This is a genomic window from Citrobacter sp. CFNIH10, from assembly GCF_002934585.1.
GTDB lineage: Bacteria > Pseudomonadota > Gammaproteobacteria > Enterobacterales > Enterobacteriaceae > Citrobacter_A > Citrobacter_A amalonaticus.
This window is the reverse complement of the sequence record NZ_CP026216.1, coordinates 1-16,848: the sequence shown is the minus strand read 5'-3', so window position 1 is coordinate 16,848 and position 16,848 is coordinate 1. Positions and strand designations below refer to the sequence as shown.

15 protein-coding genes and 5 tRNA genes are annotated in these 16,848 nt (G+C 53.6%); 15 read left to right on the top strand and 5 right to left on the bottom strand.

Annotation, left to right across the window (positions count from 1 at the left end):
- Positions 1 to 26 precede the first annotated feature (26 nt).
- The 15 genes from mltB to luxS all read left to right on the top strand — a co-directional run bounded on the left by mltB (position 27) and on the right by luxS (position 11,285).
- On the top strand, positions 27 to 1,106 hold the full coding sequence (gene mltB / locus C2U53_RS03350) for a lytic murein transglycosylase B (RefSeq protein WP_104445634.1): 1,080 nt from the start codon (positions 27 to 29) through the stop codon (positions 1,104 to 1,106).
- Positions 1,107 to 1,249: 143 nt separating this feature from the next.
- On the top strand, positions 1,250 to 1,747 hold the full coding sequence (gene pncC / locus C2U53_RS03345; RefSeq protein ID WP_044266604.1) for a nicotinamide-nucleotide amidase: 498 nt from the start codon (positions 1,250 to 1,252) through the stop codon (positions 1,745 to 1,747).
- An 80-nt stretch (positions 1,748 to 1,827) separates the two neighbouring features.
- Complete coding sequence (recA, locus tag C2U53_RS03340; protein ID WP_090048543.1) at positions 1,828 to 2,889, top strand: recombinase RecA; 1,062 nt, start codon at positions 1,828 to 1,830, stop codon at positions 2,887 to 2,889.
- A 114-nt stretch (positions 2,890 to 3,003) separates the two neighbouring features.
- Positions 3,004 to 3,504, top strand: a complete 501-nt coding sequence (gene recX / locus C2U53_RS03335) for a recombination regulator RecX (RefSeq protein WP_044255094.1) — start codon at positions 3,004 to 3,006, stop codon at positions 3,502 to 3,504.
- A gap of 128 nt (positions 3,505 to 3,632) precedes the next feature.
- Positions 3,633 to 6,260 (top strand): alanine--tRNA ligase, encoded by a 2,628-nt coding sequence (gene alaS / locus C2U53_RS03330; protein WP_042999615.1) that lies wholly within the window; start codon positions 3,633 to 3,635, stop codon positions 6,258 to 6,260.
- Positions 6,261 to 6,500: 240 nt separating this feature from the next.
- Positions 6,501 to 6,686 carry a carbon storage regulator CsrA gene (csrA, locus tag C2U53_RS03325; RefSeq protein WP_000906486.1) on the top strand — a complete coding sequence of 62 codons (186 nt, stop codon included), beginning with the start codon at positions 6,501 to 6,503 and terminating at the stop codon, positions 6,684 to 6,686.
- Between the two features lie 335 nt (positions 6,687 to 7,021).
- A tRNA-Ser gene (locus C2U53_RS03315) sits at positions 7,022 to 7,114 on the top strand.
- Between the two features lie 3 nt (positions 7,115 to 7,117).
- A tRNA-Arg gene (locus tag C2U53_RS03310) sits at positions 7,118 to 7,194 on the top strand.
- Between the two features lie 62 nt (positions 7,195 to 7,256).
- Positions 7,257 to 7,333: transfer RNA gene (locus tag C2U53_RS03305), tRNA-Arg, on the top strand.
- 61 nt (positions 7,334 to 7,394) lie between these two features.
- A tRNA-Arg gene (locus C2U53_RS03300) sits at positions 7,395 to 7,471 on the top strand.
- A gap of 192 nt (positions 7,472 to 7,663) precedes the next feature.
- A tRNA-Arg gene (locus tag C2U53_RS03295) sits at positions 7,664 to 7,740 on the top strand.
- Positions 7,741 to 7,991: 251 nt separating this feature from the next.
- Positions 7,992 to 8,558, top strand: coding sequence for a fructose-1-phosphate/6-phosphogluconate phosphatase (gene yqaB / locus C2U53_RS03290; RefSeq protein WP_042999618.1), 567 nt, complete (start codon positions 7,992 to 7,994; stop codon positions 8,556 to 8,558).
- Positions 8,555 to 8,983, top strand: a complete 429-nt coding sequence (locus C2U53_RS03285; protein ID WP_044326646.1) for a YqaA family protein — start codon at positions 8,555 to 8,557, stop codon at positions 8,981 to 8,983. The genes yqaB and C2U53_RS03285 overlap by 4 nt, the downstream gene beginning before the upstream one ends.
- A 78-nt stretch (positions 8,984 to 9,061) precedes the next feature.
- Entirely contained in the window at positions 9,062 to 10,621 is a 1,560-nt protein-coding gene (gshA, locus tag C2U53_RS03280; protein ID WP_044255102.1) for a glutamate--cysteine ligase, read from the top strand.
- A 148-nt stretch (positions 10,622 to 10,769) separates the two neighbouring features.
- On the top strand, positions 10,770 to 11,285 hold the full coding sequence (gene luxS, locus C2U53_RS03275) for an S-ribosylhomocysteine lyase (RefSeq protein WP_003037312.1): 516 nt from the start codon (positions 10,770 to 10,772) through the stop codon (positions 11,283 to 11,285).
- Between the two features lie 41 nt (positions 11,286 to 11,326).
- Here luxS and C2U53_RS03270 read toward each other — a convergent pair whose 3' ends face one another.
- The 5 genes from C2U53_RS03270 to mprA form a co-directional block, all read right to left on the bottom strand.
- On the bottom strand, positions 11,327 to 12,442 hold the full coding sequence (locus C2U53_RS03270) for an ATP-binding protein (protein WP_044266597.1): 1,116 nt from the start codon (positions 12,440 to 12,442) through the stop codon (positions 11,327 to 11,329).
- A complete protein-coding gene (locus C2U53_RS03265) occupies positions 12,439 to 13,146 on the bottom strand; it encodes an RNA ligase family protein (protein ID WP_042999622.1) in 708 nt (235 codons plus the stop codon). The genes C2U53_RS03270 and C2U53_RS03265 overlap by 4 nt, the downstream gene beginning before the upstream one ends.
- A gap of 270 nt (positions 13,147 to 13,416) precedes the next feature.
- Positions 13,417 to 14,955 carry a multidrug efflux MFS transporter permease subunit EmrB gene (gene emrB / locus C2U53_RS03260; RefSeq protein ID WP_042999623.1) on the bottom strand — a complete coding sequence of 513 codons (1,539 nt, stop codon included), beginning with the start codon at positions 14,953 to 14,955 and terminating at the stop codon, positions 13,417 to 13,419.
- A 15-nt stretch (positions 14,956 to 14,970) separates the two neighbouring features.
- On the bottom strand, positions 14,971 to 16,143 hold the full coding sequence (gene emrA, locus C2U53_RS03255) for a multidrug efflux MFS transporter periplasmic adaptor subunit EmrA (RefSeq protein WP_104445633.1): 1,173 nt from the start codon (positions 16,141 to 16,143) through the stop codon (positions 14,971 to 14,973).
- A 124-nt stretch (positions 16,144 to 16,267) separates the two neighbouring features.
- Positions 16,268 to 16,798, bottom strand: coding sequence for a transcriptional repressor MprA (mprA, locus tag C2U53_RS03250; RefSeq protein WP_042999625.1), 531 nt, complete (start codon positions 16,796 to 16,798; stop codon positions 16,268 to 16,270).
- Between the last annotated feature and the right edge of the window lie 50 nt (positions 16,799 to 16,848).

Sequence of the window (16,848 nt, the reverse complement as noted above, 5' to 3'; positions counted from 1 at the left end):
GGCTGAATCTGTTTAATGGATGTCTCATGTTCAAGCGTCGTTATGTAGCATTACTTCCCCTGTTTGTGTTACTTGCTGCCTGTAGTAGCAAACCGAAACCTCAAGAGCCTCAAACGACAACGGGCACGCCTTCCGGCGGCTTCCTGCTTGAGCCCCAGCACAACGTTATGCAGATGGGGGGCGACTTTGCCAATAACCCGAATGCGCAGCAGTTCATCGATAAGATGGTGAACAAGCACGGTTTTAATCGTCAGCAGTTGCAGGAGATCCTGTCACAGGCGAAGCGCCTGGATTACGTTTTGCGTCTGATGGACAGGCAGGCGCCGACCACGCAGCCGCCGACCGGACCTAACGGCGCATGGCTACGCTATCGCAAACAGTTCATTACCCCGGATAACGTGCAAAACGGCGTGGCATTCTGGAATCAGTATGAAGATGCGCTCAACCGTGCCTGGCAGGTTTACGGCGTTCCGCCGGAGATCATCGTGGGCATTATTGGCGTGGAAACCCGCTGGGGCCGAGTGATGGGAAAAACGCGCATTCTGGACGCGCTGGCGACGCTGTCGTTTAACTACCCACGTCGTGCGGAGTACTTCTCCGGCGAGCTGGAGACGTTCCTGCTGATGGCGCGTAACGAACAGGATGACCCGTTAGATTTGAAAGGATCCTTTGCTGGCGCGATGGGTTACGGACAGTTCATGCCGTCGTCCTATAAAGAGTACGCGGTAGATTTCAACGGCGACGGCCACATCAACCTGTGGGATCCGGTTGATGCTATCGGTAGCGTGGCGAATTACTTCAAAGCGCACGGTTGGGTGAAGGGCGACGCGGTGGCGGTGATGGCGAACGGTCAGGCACCGGGACTGGCGAATGGCTTTAAAACGCAGTACAGCCTTTCTCAACTGGCGGCCGCCGGACTCACACCGCAACAACCGCTGGGCAACCATCAGCAGGTGAGCCTGCTGCGCCTGGATATTGGTACCGGCTACCAATACTGGTACGGTTTGCCGAACTTCTATGCTATTACCCGCTACAACCACAGCACCCATTACGCGATGGCGGTGTGGCAGTTAGGTCAGGCAGTGGCGCTGGCGCGCGTGCAATAATGGTTTTTACCCAGGGTTGCTTCGGCTTCCCTGGGCCTCACTCGTTTTTTCGGAATCCCCCTCGTAAAATTGTCACCTCATCCCCATCTCCGTTGGGAAAGTGTTATCTTGTCCGGCATATTTTTTAACTGACAGAGGCTGATATGACTGACAGTGAACTGATGCAGTTAAGTGAACAGGTCGGGCTGGCGCTGAAAGCGCGTGGTGCGACGGTGACCACCGCAGAGTCCTGCACCGGCGGTTGGGTGGCGAAAGCCATTACCGATATTGCCGGCAGCTCCGCCTGGTTTGAGCGCGGTTTTGTCACCTACAGTAATGAAGCAAAATCGCAGATGATCGGCGTGCGGGAAGAGACGCTGGCGCAGCATGGCGCGGTCAGTGAACCGGTAGTGGTTGAGATGGCGATTGGCGCACTGAAAGCGGCACGTGCCGATTTTGCGGTTTCCATCAGCGGGATCGCCGGGCCGGATGGCGGCAGCGAAGAGAAACCGGTCGGCACCGTCTGGTTTGCCTTCGCCAGCGCGCGCGGAGAAGGGATTACCCGCCGGGAATGCTTTCACGGCGACCGTGAGGCGGTGCGTCGGCAAGCCACGGTTTATGCGCTGCAAACCCTGTGGCAACAATTTCTACAAAATACTTGATACTGTATGACTATACAGTATAATTGCGACAACAGTACAGAATCACTATCCGGTTTCAGCCGGCATGACAGGAGTAATTAATGGCTATCGACGAAAACAAACAGAAAGCGTTGGCGGCAGCGCTGGGCCAGATCGAAAAGCAATTCGGTAAAGGCTCCATCATGCGCCTGGGTGAAGACCGTTCTATGGATGTGGAAACGATCTCCACAGGTTCGCTTTCACTGGATATCGCGCTGGGCGCAGGCGGCCTGCCGATGGGCCGTATCGTCGAAATCTACGGGCCGGAATCATCCGGTAAAACCACACTGACGCTGCAGGTGATTGCCGCGGCGCAGCGCGAAGGTAAAACCTGTGCGTTTATCGATGCAGAACACGCGCTGGACCCGATCTATGCACGTAAGCTGGGCGTTGATATCGACAATCTGCTCTGTTCTCAGCCGGACACCGGTGAACAGGCGCTGGAAATCTGTGATGCGCTGGCGCGTTCTGGCGCTGTCGACGTTATCGTTGTCGACTCCGTAGCGGCACTGACGCCGAAAGCGGAAATCGAAGGCGAAATCGGTGACTCTCACATGGGCCTCGCGGCGCGCATGATGAGCCAGGCGATGCGTAAACTGGCCGGTAACCTGAAGCAGTCCAACACGCTGCTGATCTTCATCAACCAGATCCGTATGAAAATTGGTGTGATGTTCGGTAACCCGGAAACCACGACCGGTGGTAACGCACTGAAATTCTACGCTTCTGTTCGTCTGGATATCCGTCGTATTGGCGCGGTGAAAGAGGGCGATAACGTGGTGGGCAGCGAAACCCGCGTGAAGGTGGTGAAAAACAAAATTGCGGCACCGTTTAAACAGGCTGAATTCCAGATCCTTTACGGTGAAGGCATTAACTTCTATGGCGAACTGGTTGACCTGGGCGTGAAAGAGAAGCTGATCGAGAAAGCGGGCGCCTGGTACAGCTACAACGGCGAGAAAATTGGTCAGGGTAAAGCGAATGCAACCACCTGGCTGAAAGACAACCCGGCGACTGCGAAGGAAATTGAGAAGAAAGTTCGCGAAATGCTGCTCAATAACCAGGATACCAAACCTGACTTCGCTGTTGATGACGGTGAAGGCGTTGCGGAAACCAACGAAGATTTTTAATCGTCAGGTGTCGTCCGTCCGGATAACGCAACACTGCCATCCGGCAAAAAGTTGAATTACACTCAAGGGCTGCATTGATGCAGCCTTTTTGCATTTCTGATTTCGAAGGTTGTTATGAGTGAACCCACACCGCGCCGACCCGCGTATTCCCGGCTGTTAGATCGCGCAGTACGTATCCTCGCGGTTCGTGACCACAGCGAACAAGAGTTGCGACGTAAACTTGCCGCCCCGGTGATGGGGAAAAATGGACCGGAAGAGATTGATGCGACTGCGGAAGATTATGAACGAGTGATTGCCTGGTGTTACGAGCATCAGTATCTCGATGACGACCGGTTTATCGCCCGCTTTATCGCCAGCCGCAGCCGTAAAGGCTATGGTCCGGCGCGCATTCGCCAGGAGTTGAATCAAAAGGGCATTGCCCGTGAATCGACGGAAAAAGCAATGCGGGAATGTGAGATTGACTGGAGCGTTCTCGCACGCGATCAGGCCTGTCGTAAATATGGTGAACCGCTGCCTGGCGCATTTTCAGAAAAGGTTAAGATACAGCGATTTTTGCTCTATCGTGGATATCTGATGGAGGATATCCAGGAAATATGGCGAAATTTTGACGATTGAGCGCATACGGGATTTTACTTCCCCGTAAAGAAAACTTATCTTATTCCCACTTTTCAGTTGCCGGCGGCCCAGTCAATCAAGAGTTGTTGCTGGTAATGATTTTTCGTTAGCAAGATTTCAGGATAATTATGAGCAAGAGCACCGCTGAGATCCGTCAGGCGTTTCTCGACTTTTTCCATAGTAAGGGACATCAGGTAGTTGCCAGCAGCTCCCTGGTTCCAAACAATGACCCCACTTTGTTGTTTACCAACGCCGGGATGAACCAGTTCAAGGACGTTTTCCTTGGGCTCGACAAGCGTAATTATTCCCGCGCAACCACATCTCAACGCTGCGTGCGGGCGGGTGGTAAGCACAACGATCTGGAAAACGTTGGTTACACTGCACGTCACCATACCTTCTTCGAAATGCTGGGTAACTTCAGCTTCGGCGACTATTTCAAGCATGATGCAATCCAGTACGCATGGGAATTGCTGACCGGTGAAAACTGGTTTGCCCTGCCGAAAGAGCGTCTGTGGGTGACCGTCTACGAAACAGACGATGAAGCCTATGAAATCTGGGAAAAAGAAGTCGGTATTCCTCGCGAGCGTATTATCCGCATCGGTGATAACAAAGGTGCGGCTTATGCGTCCGACAACTTCTGGCAGATGGGCGACACCGGTCCGTGCGGTCCGTGCACCGAAATTTTCTACGATCATGGCGATCACATCTGGGGCGGCCCTCCGGGAAGCCCGGAAGAGGACGGCGATCGCTACATTGAGATCTGGAACATCGTCTTTATGCAGTTCAACCGTCAGGCTGACGGTACGATGGAGCCGCTGCCTAAGCCTTCCGTGGATACCGGTATGGGGCTGGAACGTATTGCGGCTGTGCTGCAACACGTCAACTCCAACTACGAAATTGACCTGTTCCGTACGCTGATTGAAGCAGTAGCGAAAGTGACCGGTGCAACCGATCTGAGCAACAAGTCACTGCGCGTGATTGCGGATCACATTCGTTCCTGTGCGTTCCTGATTGCCGACGGCGTGGTTCCGTCGAACGAAAACCGTGGCTATGTTTTGCGTCGTATCATTCGTCGTGCGGTACGTCATGGCAACATGCTGGGCGCGAAAGAGACCTTCTTCTATAAACTGGTGGGCCCACTGATTGACGTCATGGGATCGGCGGGCGAAGAACTGAAGCGTCAGCAGGCTCAGGTTGAGCAAGTTCTGAAAACCGAAGAAGAGCAGTTTGCCCGTACGCTGGAGCGTGGTCTGGCGCTGCTGGACGAAGAACTGGCGAAACTGTCCGGCGATACGCTGGACGGCGAAACAGCATTCCGTCTGTACGATACCTACGGTTTCCCGGTTGATCTGACGGCTGACGTTTGCCGTGAGCGCAACATCAAAGTGGATGAAGCCGGTTTTGAAGCCGCCATGGAAGAGCAGCGTCGTCGCGCGCGCGAAGCCAGCGGTTTCGGTGCGGACTATAACGCGATGATTCGCGTGGATAGCGCCTCTGAATTTAAAGGCTACGACCATCTGGAACTGAACGGTAAAGTGACCGCGCTGTTTGTTGATGGTAAAGCGGTTGATGCGATCAGTGTCGGTCAGGAAGCCGTTGTCGTACTGGATCAAACCCCATTCTATGCGGAATCCGGTGGTCAGGTTGGCGATAAAGGTGAACTGAAAGGCGCGAGCTTTGCGTTTGCCGTAAGTGACACGCAAAAATATGGTCAGGCAATTGGCCACCTCGGCAAGCTGTCTGCGGGCTCTCTGAAAGTGGGCGATGCGGTCCAGGCTGATGTGGATGAGGCGCGTCGTGCGCGTATTCGTCTGAATCACTCCGCAACGCACCTGATGCACGCGGCGTTGCGCCAGATTCTGGGCAAGCACGTGGCGCAGAAAGGGTCGCTGGTTAACGACAAAATGCTGCGCTTCGATTTCTCGCATAATGAAGCAATGAAGCCGGCGGAAATCCGGGCGGTTGAAGATCTGGTGAACGCGCAGATTCGTCGTAACCTGCCGGTTGAAACCCACGTGATGGATCTGGAAGCGGCGAAAGCAAAAGGCGCAATGGCGCTGTTCGGCGAGAAATATGACGAACGCGTTCGCGTGCTGAGCATGGGTGATTTCTCTACCGAACTGTGCGGCGGGACGCACGCCAGCCGTACCGGTGACATCGGCCTGTTCCGTATTGTCTCTGAGTCCGGAACTGCCGCCGGGGTTCGTCGCATTGAAGCGGTAACCGGTGAGGGCGCCATTGCGACTGTGCATGCAGAAAGCGATCGCTTAGCCGATATTGCACATCTGTTGAAGGGCGATAGCCAGAATCTGGGCGACAAAGTGCGTTCAGTACTGGAACGTACTCGTCAGCTTGAGAAAGAGCTTCAGCAGTTGAAAGAACATGCTGCGGCGCAGGAAAGTGCGAATCTTTCCAGCAAAGCGGTTGATATCAATGGCGTTAAGCTGTTGGTGAGTGAGCTTGCGGGTGTTGAGCCGAAAATGTTGCGCACCATGGTTGATGATCTGAAAAATCAACTGGGGTCGACAATTATCGTGCTGGCAACGGCAGCTGAAGGTAAGGTTTCTCTGATTGCTGGTGTGTCTAAGGACGTGACCGACCGTGTCAAAGCAGGGGAACTGGTAGGTATGGTCGCTCAGCAGGTGGGCGGTAAGGGTGGTGGTCGTCCGGACATGGCGCAAGCCGGTGGTACGGATGCTTCTGCTCTGCCTGCGGCGTTAGCCAGTGTGCAAGCCTGGGTCAGCGCAAAATTGTAATAACTATAAGCGTTAGCCGATGCCGCGGATAAGCATTCCGCGGCGTTTGCATCAACGTTGTCGACAACGATAAAGTCAGGTTGAAGTTGTGTATATCGGCTAAACTTAGGTTTAACAGAATGTGATGCCGTGACTGCTTACATGTAATGTGTTTGTCATCGCTTACTTTTTGGCGTTATATGATGGATAATGCCGGGATACAGAGAGACCCGACTCTTTTAATCTTTCAAGGAGCAAAGAATGCTGATTCTGACTCGTCGAGTTGGTGAGACCCTCATGATTGGAGATGAGGTCACCGTGACAGTTTTAGGGGTGAAGGGCAACCAGGTACGCATCGGCGTAAACGCCCCGAAAGAAGTATCTGTCCATCGTGAAGAGATCTACCAGCGTATCCAGGCTGAAAAATCCCAGCAGTCCAGTTACTAAGGTTTCCGCGTCTCACCTGACCGGGTGAGGCGCAACCTGACATCGTCGCAATATCCCACTCTGTTTCGTTTTTCTGTGACTCTTTTTCCGGTTTCGCCTGGCGCTACTGCATCCGTGTGTCTTTTCCATTGAGGTAGTCCGTTGCCCCAGAGTCCAATTTATCTGTTGATAAAACACTCTTTTTGCCGTTTTTGCAGACTAATTGAACGTGAAGTGTGCAAACGATAAAAGCTCAGGAAAAATTGTTTGACTTATAAGTCCCAGAAAGTAATATGTGCGCCACGCAGCGACGATGAGCAGAAACAAGTTCTTCGAAGCACTCGTAAGAGGCGTGTGGTGAGGTGGCCGAGAGGCTGAAGGCGCTCCCCTGCTAAGGGAGTATGCGGTCAAAAGCTGCATCCGGGGTTCGAATCCCCGCCTCACCGCCATTTGCATCCGTAGCTCAGCTGGATAGAGTACTCGGCTACGAACCGAGCGGTCGGAGGTTCGAATCCTCCCGGATGCACCATCTCTTACTTGATACGGCTTTAGTAGCGGTATCAAAATCTGCAGTAAAGTAAGTTTCCCGATGCATCCGTAGCTCAGCTGGATAGAGTACTCGGCTACGAACCGAGCGGTCGGAGGTTCGAATCCTCCCGGATGCACCATCTCTTACTTGATACCGCTTTTGTGCAGTATCAATATCGGCAGTAAAATAAGTTTTCCGATGCATCCGTAGCTCAGCTGGATAGAGTACTCGGCTACGAACCGAGCGGTCGGAGGTTCGAATCCTCCCGGATGCACCATCTTCTCCCGAATAACAGCGAGTTTGTTGTTTCATGGTCTGCGAGAGCATCGTAAGCATCAGGGGGATAACGTTGCGCCAGCAACAGCCCGAAGGGCAAGGCTTCGCCGAGTCATCCTCCCGGATGCACCATCTCTTACTTGATACCGCTTTTGTGCAGTATCAGTATCAGCAGTAAAATAAGTTTCCCGATGCATCCGTAGCTCAGCTGGATAGAGTACTCGGCTACGAACCGAGCGGTCGGAGGTTCGAATCCTCCCGGATGCACCATCTTCTCCCGGATAACAGCCAGTTTGTTGTTTCATGGTCTGCGAGAGTATCGCGAGTACCAGGGGAATAACGTTGCGCCAGCAACGGCCCGAAGGGCGAGGCTTCGCCGAGTCATCCTCCCGGATGCACCATTTTTTTCTTTTCCTTACTCCTTTGCATTCATCTCCTGAACAATCCTCAGCATCGTCGTCAGCGACAAAATCCAGCAATTACGATAAAGTAACGTCTGTTTACTTGCCGGTGAGAGCGCTATGTACGAACGTTATGCGGGTCTGATTTTCGATATGGATGGTACCCTTCTGGATACTGAACCGACGCACCGTAAGGCGTGGGTTGAAGTATTAGGTCGTTACGGTATGCATTTTGATCTTCAGGCGATGATTGCCCTTAACGGCTCAGCCACATGGCGTATTGCTCAGTCCATTATTGAGTTGAATCATGCGGATCTCGATCCTCACGCGTTAGCCCGTGAAAAAACCGACGCGGTAAAAATCATGCTCCTCGACAGCGTCGAGCCGTTGCCGCTGGTTGAGGTGGTAAAAGCGTGGCATGGTCGTCGCCCGATGTCCGTCGGAACCGGCAGTGAAAGCGCAGTAGCGGAAGCGCTGCTGGCTCATCTGGGGCTGCGTCGCTATTTTGATGCCGTCGTTGCTGCCGATCATGTCCAGCACCATAAACCCGCGCCAGATACTTTCCTGCTTTGTGCGGAGCGTATGGGCGTGCCTCCGGCGCAGTGCGTGGTATTTGAAGATGCGGACTTTGGTATCCAGGCAGCACGCGCCGCCGGAATGGATGCTGTGGACGTTCGACTCCTGTGAGTGACGGACTGTCGCTCCTTTCATTGTTCGCCAGCAGTTTCCTCAGCGCTACGCTGTTGCCCGGCAACTCGGAAGTCGTTCTGATTGCCATGTTACTGGCCGGACTCAGTCATCCGTGGGTCTTAGTTTTAACAGCAACAATGGGTAATAGCCTTGGAGGGTTAACTAACGTTATCCTTGGGCGTTTCTTCCCGCTGCGCAAGACATCGCGCTGGCAGGAGAAAGCCACAGGCTGGCTTAAACGCTATGGCGCGGTCACACTATTATTAAGCTGGATGCCGGTTGTGGGTGATTTACTGTGCCTGCTAGCGGGATGGATGCGCCTCTCGTGGGGGCAGGTGCTCTTTTTTTTATGCCTTGGCAAAGCGCTGCGTTATATTGTCGTCGCGGCTGCTACCGTTCAGGGCATTACCTGGTGGCACTAATTGTGCCTGGGGATTAGCCTTTAGGTTAACCACTACAATTATGCTAATTAATACGATTTTGACAGGCGGGAGGTCAATTTGATCCCGGACGTATCACAGGCTTTGGCCTGGCTGGAAAAGCATCCTCAGGCATTACAGGGGATACAGCGCGGGCTGGAGCGCGAAACATTGCGCGTGAATGCGGATGGCACGTTGGCGACAACGGGGCATCCTGAAGCGTTAGGCTCAGCGCTGACGCATAAATGGATTACCACGGATTTCGCGGAAGCGCTGCTGGAGTTTATCACACCGGTAGACGGCGATATCCAGCATATGCTGACCTTCATGCGTGACCTGCATCGTTATACCGCCAGAAATATGGGTGATGAGCGCATGTGGCCACTGAGCATGCCTTGCTACATTGCCGAAGGTCAGGACATTGAACTGGCGCAATATGGCACTTCAAATATTGGTCGTATGAAAACGCTGTACCGTGAAGGGTTGAAAAACCGTTACGGTGCGTTGATGCAAACTATTTCCGGTGTGCACTACAACTTTTCACTGCCGATGGCATTCTGGCAGGCGAAATGTGGCGTAGTGGAAGGCGAAGAGGCAAAAGAGAAAATCTCTGCCGGCTATTTCCGCCTGATCCGTAACTATTACCGCTTTGGCTGGGTCATTCCTTATCTGTTTGGTGCGTCCCCGGCGATTTGCGCTTCCTTCCTGCAGGGCAAACCGACCACGCTGCCGTTTGAGAAAACCGACTGCGGAATGTACTACCTGCCGTACGCGACCTCGCTGCGACTGAGCGATCTGGGTTATACCAATAAGTCGCAAAGCAATCTCGGAATTACGTTTAACGATCTCTACGAGTATGTGGCAGGATTGAAGCGGGCGATTAAAACGCCTTCTGAAGAGTATGCGGCAGTAGGGCTGGAAAAAGGCGGTAAGCGTCTGCAAATCAACAGCAACGTGCTGCAGATTGAAAATGAGCTGTACGCGCCGATTCGTCCGAAACGCGTTACGCGTAGCGGTGAGTCGCCTTCAGATGCGCTTCTGCGTGGCGGTATCGAATACATCGAAGTCCGCTCGCTGGATATCAACCCGTTCTCGCCAATTGGCGTGGACGAGCAACAGGTGCGTTTCCTTGACCTGTTTATGGTCTGGTGTGTGCTGGCCGATGCACCGGAGATGAGCAGCAGTGAGCTGCTATGTACGCGTACCAACTGGAATCGGGTGATTCTGGAAGGGCGTAAGCCGGGCCTGACGTTAGGGATTGGTTGTGAAACTGCACAGTTCCCGCTGCCCGAAGTGGGTAAAGATCTGTTCCGCGATCTGAAGCGTGTGGCACAAACGCTGGACAGCATCCACGGCGGAGAGGATTATCAGAAAGTCTGTGACGAACTGGTTGCCTGCTTTGATAACCCGGAATTAACGTTCTCTGCACGTATTCTGCGGTCTATGATTGATACGGGTATTGGCGGTACGGGCAGGGCGCTGGGCGAAGCTTACCGCAATCTGCTGCGTGAAGAGCCGCTGGAAATTTTGCAGGAAGAAGACTTTGTGGCTGAACGTGACGCCTCAAAACGTCGTCAGCGCGAAGTTGAAGCGGCAGATTCGGAACCGTTTGACAGCTGGCTGGCAAAGCAGCAGGCCTGACAGAAAAGAAAAAGGCCACTCGGGAGTGGCCAAAATTTCATCTCTGAAAACAGGGATGATGATAACAAATGCGCGTCTTTCATATACTCAGACTCGCACCGGAACAAAGAGTTCAGTTTATTTATAAAAAATTATCGGAGGTGGCTAAATGCCGTTGTTAGATAGCTTCACTGTCGATCATACCCGGATGGAAGCACCTGCAGTCCGTGTGGCGAAAACGATGAACACTCCACACGGTGACGCCATCACCGTGTTTGATCTGCGTTTCTGCATTCCAAATAAAGAGGTGATGCCGGAGAAAGGGATTCACACGCTGGAGCATCTGTTCGCAGGCTTTATGCGTAATCACCTCAACGGTAACGGCGTCGAGATTATCGATATCTCCCCGATGGGTTGCCGTACCGGTTTCTATATGAGCCTGATAGGTACGCCGGATGAGCAGCGCGTGGCAGATGCATGGAAAGCGGCGATGGCCGACGTGCTGAAAGTTCAGGATCAGAATCAGATCCCGGAACTGAACGTCTACCAGTGCGGTACATATCAGATGCACTCCCTGAGTGAAGCACAGGATATCGCGCGTCATATTCTGGAGCGCGACGTTCGCGTCAACAGCAATGAAGAGCTGGCGCTGCCAAAAGAGAAGTTGCAGGAACTGCATATCTAGTTAGTGCTGTAGCCGGACAGAGGTGGCTCTGTCCGGTTTGTTCACTCATCTCTCACCTGATATTCCACGCAGTGCGCTTCATCAGACTGAGGTACTTCCAGCTTTGACGCCATTCTCATTATAACCGCGTCCGGAACCGCATATTGGCGGTTTGCATTTTGCTGCTTCCATTGCGCCCATGGAACTTCAATGTAGACAATTTTTACCCGTGCACCGTAGGCAGTAAAAAGGTCGATGAGCTGGCTTCGTAGCTGTCGGGTAATATTGGTCGCATTCCAGACAAAAGCCGTTTTTTGTCGCAGCAAAGCCCGTGCATCTTCTTTTGCCTGCTGGACGACGCGACCGGTTGCCGACCTGTCTTCCGGGCTAACACCAAGGCGACGGCGGATATCATCAAGACTTACTACCGGTATGCCGGGACAGTGTTCGCTGATATAGCGATCCTTACCCATTCCGGGCAGCGCACTCATTATAATCACTTCAAAGCTTTCTGTTTCCCAGGGGATGAAATCGGCTGAACTGTTCGAATGCGTCAGATAATGCCAGCGAGCCGCATCGGAAACGAAGTGACGGGCATGTCCCCAGCACTGTTGTTCCTGACAGAAAAGCTCAAACAGGGCGATCCGGTCGAGCATCTCCTCCCTATCCTGACAGCGTCGCCCTTCTATATCGGCACGGGCGAGCAGCGTCAGCAGGCGGGTGTCAATCCGCATAGCCGCGCTAAGCAGCAGGCGCTCAGGGGCGGGACGTTCGAGTAGCCACAACGGCAGTCCGTGCAGGCGAACCAGCGCTGCGATTTGCTCACGCAGAATAAAGGGGGTGGGAATATCTCGCCACAGGATCTGCCGTGTCGTGAGTTCACCTTTGCGCGCATGGCCCAATGACTGGATGCGACCGTGTTCATCACGCTGCGTGGTGCTGCGCTTTTCCACATCGTGTAGCAGCGCCGCAGCCCATAGCAGCTCTTGTTGCTGTGGTGAGCATCGCTGAAAGTCAGGCATGGTTGATAGCGCGTTGAGCACCATTTCAGTATGAATGCCAACGTCACCCTCGGCATGATGGACGGGATCCTGTGGTACATCGTGCATCTCTTCTACCCAGCGGAATTGTTGTCGCAGCGCCGACCAGCTTTTGTCACCAGTAAGCTGCCAGATCATAACTGGCCTCCAAAGGCAAATTCATGGGCCAGACGAGCCCGTCGCCAGTTGCGCTTCCAGTGTTCCGTTGTTTTGACATGATTCTTACGGACAAACTTAAACACTTGGTGGGCGAAATCATCCACAGGAAATTCGTTGCGATTACGGCTCACGATGCCTTCAAGGGTGCAGGGCTGACCGGCCTGGATATCCCATGGGTCGAACGCGCCGCGTCCGTTGGTTAGCGCAAGAAATTCTCGCTGCCACGCTTTTTCATCCTGACCAGGCTGCGGTCCTGGGATTTCCGGGACGCAGGGAAAATCAAACAGCGCGGCATAGAACTGCACTTCTTCCCAGCTTAGCCACATATCCTGGCAGCGGATGGCAAACAGGAAAAAGTCCTGCTCCAGCGCGTGATATTCAATCGAGTGGACGGCATAGAGGTTCTCGCCGAAAAGCTCTAAATCGCCAAGATCGTTTTTTAGCAATTGCCAGCGCTGGCGAATTTTATGCGTCCACGCGGATTGCGTTGGGGCTGCATGAGAGCGGGCAAAAACGCCGTGGCGATTCAGGCAGTTATTTTCACCATCCAGCTTTTCGGTGTGCACCAGTAGAGGAATAACCTGCAAATCTCGCCAGTAGTCGGCGTTGATACGGTCATCGCTAGTAGTGCCGGGGGAGAAAGGATAGTGCCAGGTTCTCCCGTATTTTCGTTGCGTATTCATGATAATTCATTATTTATGTTGTTATAAAGTTACGCCCGCGGGGAGGCGAGTTGTGAGGTTAACGGGTTTAAAGGGATAGTGTGAATTTCACCCATCAAGGCGAGGGTGTAGATAAAGAGGATTGACAACCTGAGCGAAGCGCTCAGAACCGGCTAGTTGTTAATGGAAGTATTTGGGGCGGCGTAAAGATACACCTCTTATGATGATAAAACAACCACCTGCATTTTCAGGCAATAAAAAAGGGATCCGCGGATCCCTTTAAATCAAACCTTAGTGCGCGCCACCACCGCCACCGCCCGCACCAAACGGGGGTTTGGCGAACCAGACCAGACCGAGCAACACCAGGAAGATCCCCGCCGACATCCAGAAGATCTCGTTGGCTGAAATAATCAGCCCCTGATTCGTTATCTGCTGGGCTATCCAGCCAGACGCCTGTTGCTGCGTCATGCCCAGTCCCTGTAGCTGATCGTACATTGCCTGCGCATTCGGGTTATACGGATTCACCGACTCGGTTAACTGTGCATGGTGCATCGATTCCCGGTTGGTCCACATGGTGGTGGTGATCGATGTCCCGATTGACCCCGCCAGCGTTCGCGTAAAGTTAGACAAACTCGATGCCGCCGCCAGACGCTCAGGCGGTAAGCCAGACAGCGTGATGGTTGTTAGCGGCATAAAGAAGCACGCCACCGCGAAGCCCTGAATAAACTGTGGCCAGGCGGAGGCACCGAAGTCCATTCCCGGTTCAAACGTCCACGCGCGCCAGTAAAAGCAGACGGCATACATAATAAAGCTGAACGTCACCAGCCTGCGCATATCCAGCTTATGGGCAAAGCGGCCAATAATCGGCGACAGGATCACCGGAATAATCCCCACCGGCGCGGACGCCAGACCCGCCCACGTCGCGGTATAGCCGTAAACCTCCTGCAAAAGCTGAGGTAGCAGAACAATAGCCCCGAAGTACAGCATATAAGCCAGACTGATACACAAACAGCCGATGGTAAAGTTTCGCGACTTAAACAGTGAGAGATCGACAATGGGGTTATCGTCGGTAAGCTCCCAGACAATCAGGAAGCTGATGGCGACCACCGCCACCACGGTCAGAATGATGATCTCCTGTGAGGCGAACCAGTCCAGCTCTTTCCCCCGGTCGAGCATAATCTGCAGGCTACCGATCCCAATGACCAGCAGCGCCAGCCCGATGGCGTCAATCCGCCGCTGTTCCGTGCGTGTTTCGCGTCCACGCAGGGTTTGCAGCGTCATCAGAACGACGGCAATACCGATTGGCACGTTGATAAAGAAAATCCAGCCCCAGTGATAGTTATCGCTGATATAGCCGCCCAGAATCGGGCCGCAAATCGGCGCGACAATCACTGTCATCGACCACAGCGCCAGCGCGATAGAGCGCTTTGCCGGAGGGTAGTTATTGAGTAGCAGACTTTGCGAAAGCGGGATCAGCGGCCCGGCAACCACCCCCTGAACGACGCGGAAGAAGATCAGCATGTTCAGACTACTGGAGACGCCGCACGCCCAGGAGGCGATGGCAAACGCCACCGTTGACCACATGAAGAGCTTCACTTCCCCAACGCGCTTTGCCAGCCAGCCGGTAATGGGAATCGAGATGGCGTTCGCCACCCCGAAAGAGGTGATCACCCACGTCCCCTGGCTCAGCGATGAGCCCAGGTTCCCGGCGATCGTAGGGATCGCCACGTTAGCAATGGTGGAGTCCAGCACCTGCATGAATGTCGCCAGTGACAGCGCAATCGTCATAATGACGAGCTGCGCGCCCTCCAGCGGTTTTTGCTGTTGCATCACACGCACCTCAGATTAGCCTGCGTTGGCCTGCACAATCTCTTCGATCAGTTTATTGACCGGGGCAAGGCTGATTTCACGGGCGTTACTCTCAGACACCGGCGTAGTGCGCACCTGGCTGGCGAGCACCTGACCGTCGCGGTTCGCGGTATCGACGGTGACGAGCGTCGATAAACCAATCCGCAACGGATGTTGCGCCAGCTGCTGTGCATCCAGTTCGATACGTACAGGCAGACGCTGAACCACTTTGATCCAGTTACCGGTTGCGTTCTGTGCTGGCAGCAGTGAGAAGGCGCTACCGGTCCCCATATCAAGACCGACCACTTTACCGGTGTACTTAACGTCATCGCCGTAGATATCACTGATCATCGTTGCCGGTTGGCCGATGCGCATATGGGCAAGCTGCGTCTCTTTGAAGTTAGCATCAACCCACAGATTGGTGGCCGGAACCACAGCCATCAGCGGCGTGGTAGGGCTGATCTGCGCGCCAGGCTGCACGGCGCGGCGCGACACGTAGCCGGTCATTGGGCTGACGATCTTCGTTCGCTCGAGCGCCAGCCAGGCGTTACGCACTTCGGTGGCGGCCTGTTGGACGGCGGGCTGATCTTCCAGCTTGCTGTCGAGAATCATCGCCTGATTAGCATTGTATTGCTGAATGGCAACATCAAGCTGCGCCTGAGCGCTGGCCACGGCATCCCGTGCGTGTTGCAGCTCTTCACGACCAATCAGATTGGCGTTACCCAGTGGTACGCGACGGTTAAAATCGCTTTGCGCCTGGGCAAGGGCCGTTTTCTGCACCGCAATGTTCGCCTGCAACTGTTTGCTGTTGATCATTAACTGATGCGTCTGACGGACGCTGGAGGCCAGCGCGGTCTTCGCTTTTTCAAATGCCTGTCTGGCATCCGTCTGATCGAGCGTGACGAGAACGTCACCCTGTTTAACAAAATCAGTGTTATCCGCCCAGACTTTCGTCACGCTGCCGGATACCTGTGCCATGATTTGAACCTGGTTCCCTGCCACGTACGCATCATCGGTCTCTTCGACATGACGCAGTACCAAAAACCAATAAATCCCATATGCCACGGCAATAACGATAAAGAGCAAGGTCAGGAGGAGTAGCGTACTTTTACGTTTGCTTTTCTTCTTAACCGGTTGCTGCGGGGTTTGGGTCTCCGCATTTGCGCTCATGTTGTTCTCCACGATCTTATTTTTTCGTCGGCTGAGCCGAGCTGTTTATCAGAAAGGCCAGCACGTTCAAGTGCTGGCCAGTCAGTTTTCTTTGGTAATCTGGATTATTGAGCGAGTCGACGCGTTAGCTCAGCGCCTCAAGGATAGCACCCTCCTGGTCCATCTGATCGAGACGCGTCAGAAGCTTACGAGTGATGTGCTCAAGCTGTTCTTTTTCTGCAGTGTTAAGAGCGGACCACAGTTGATGCAGGCAGTTATGCTGCGGCGGTAATACTTCGCGCAAAAATGCATGGCCTTTATCGGTTAACTGCAGATGCAGGCAACGACGATCGTTGTCGCTTTCATGGCGCTCGATCCAACCGCGCTTTTCCAGCTCATCAGCGATACGTGTCGCGTTAGTACGGGATGATCCCAGGGCACAGCTCAGTTCAGAAGGCTGAATGCTGTGGTTTTCCTGAGACTCCAGCGTAATCAACGCCATAAACAACGTCTCGTTAATCCCTTGAGCTTTCAGCATTTTATTGCGGTTATCCAGCAGTTTTCCTTGCATATGCATGCAAAGACGAGTCAGCAGGATTTCCTGATACGGAAAATCCTCGTGGCGGCTGGCGCGAAATTTTAGCATTTGTTCAATGGGCGTAAACGAACTATCCATTTGGGCATGACCTCATTAATTTCAGCCGATATAGTAACGACAGTGACAAA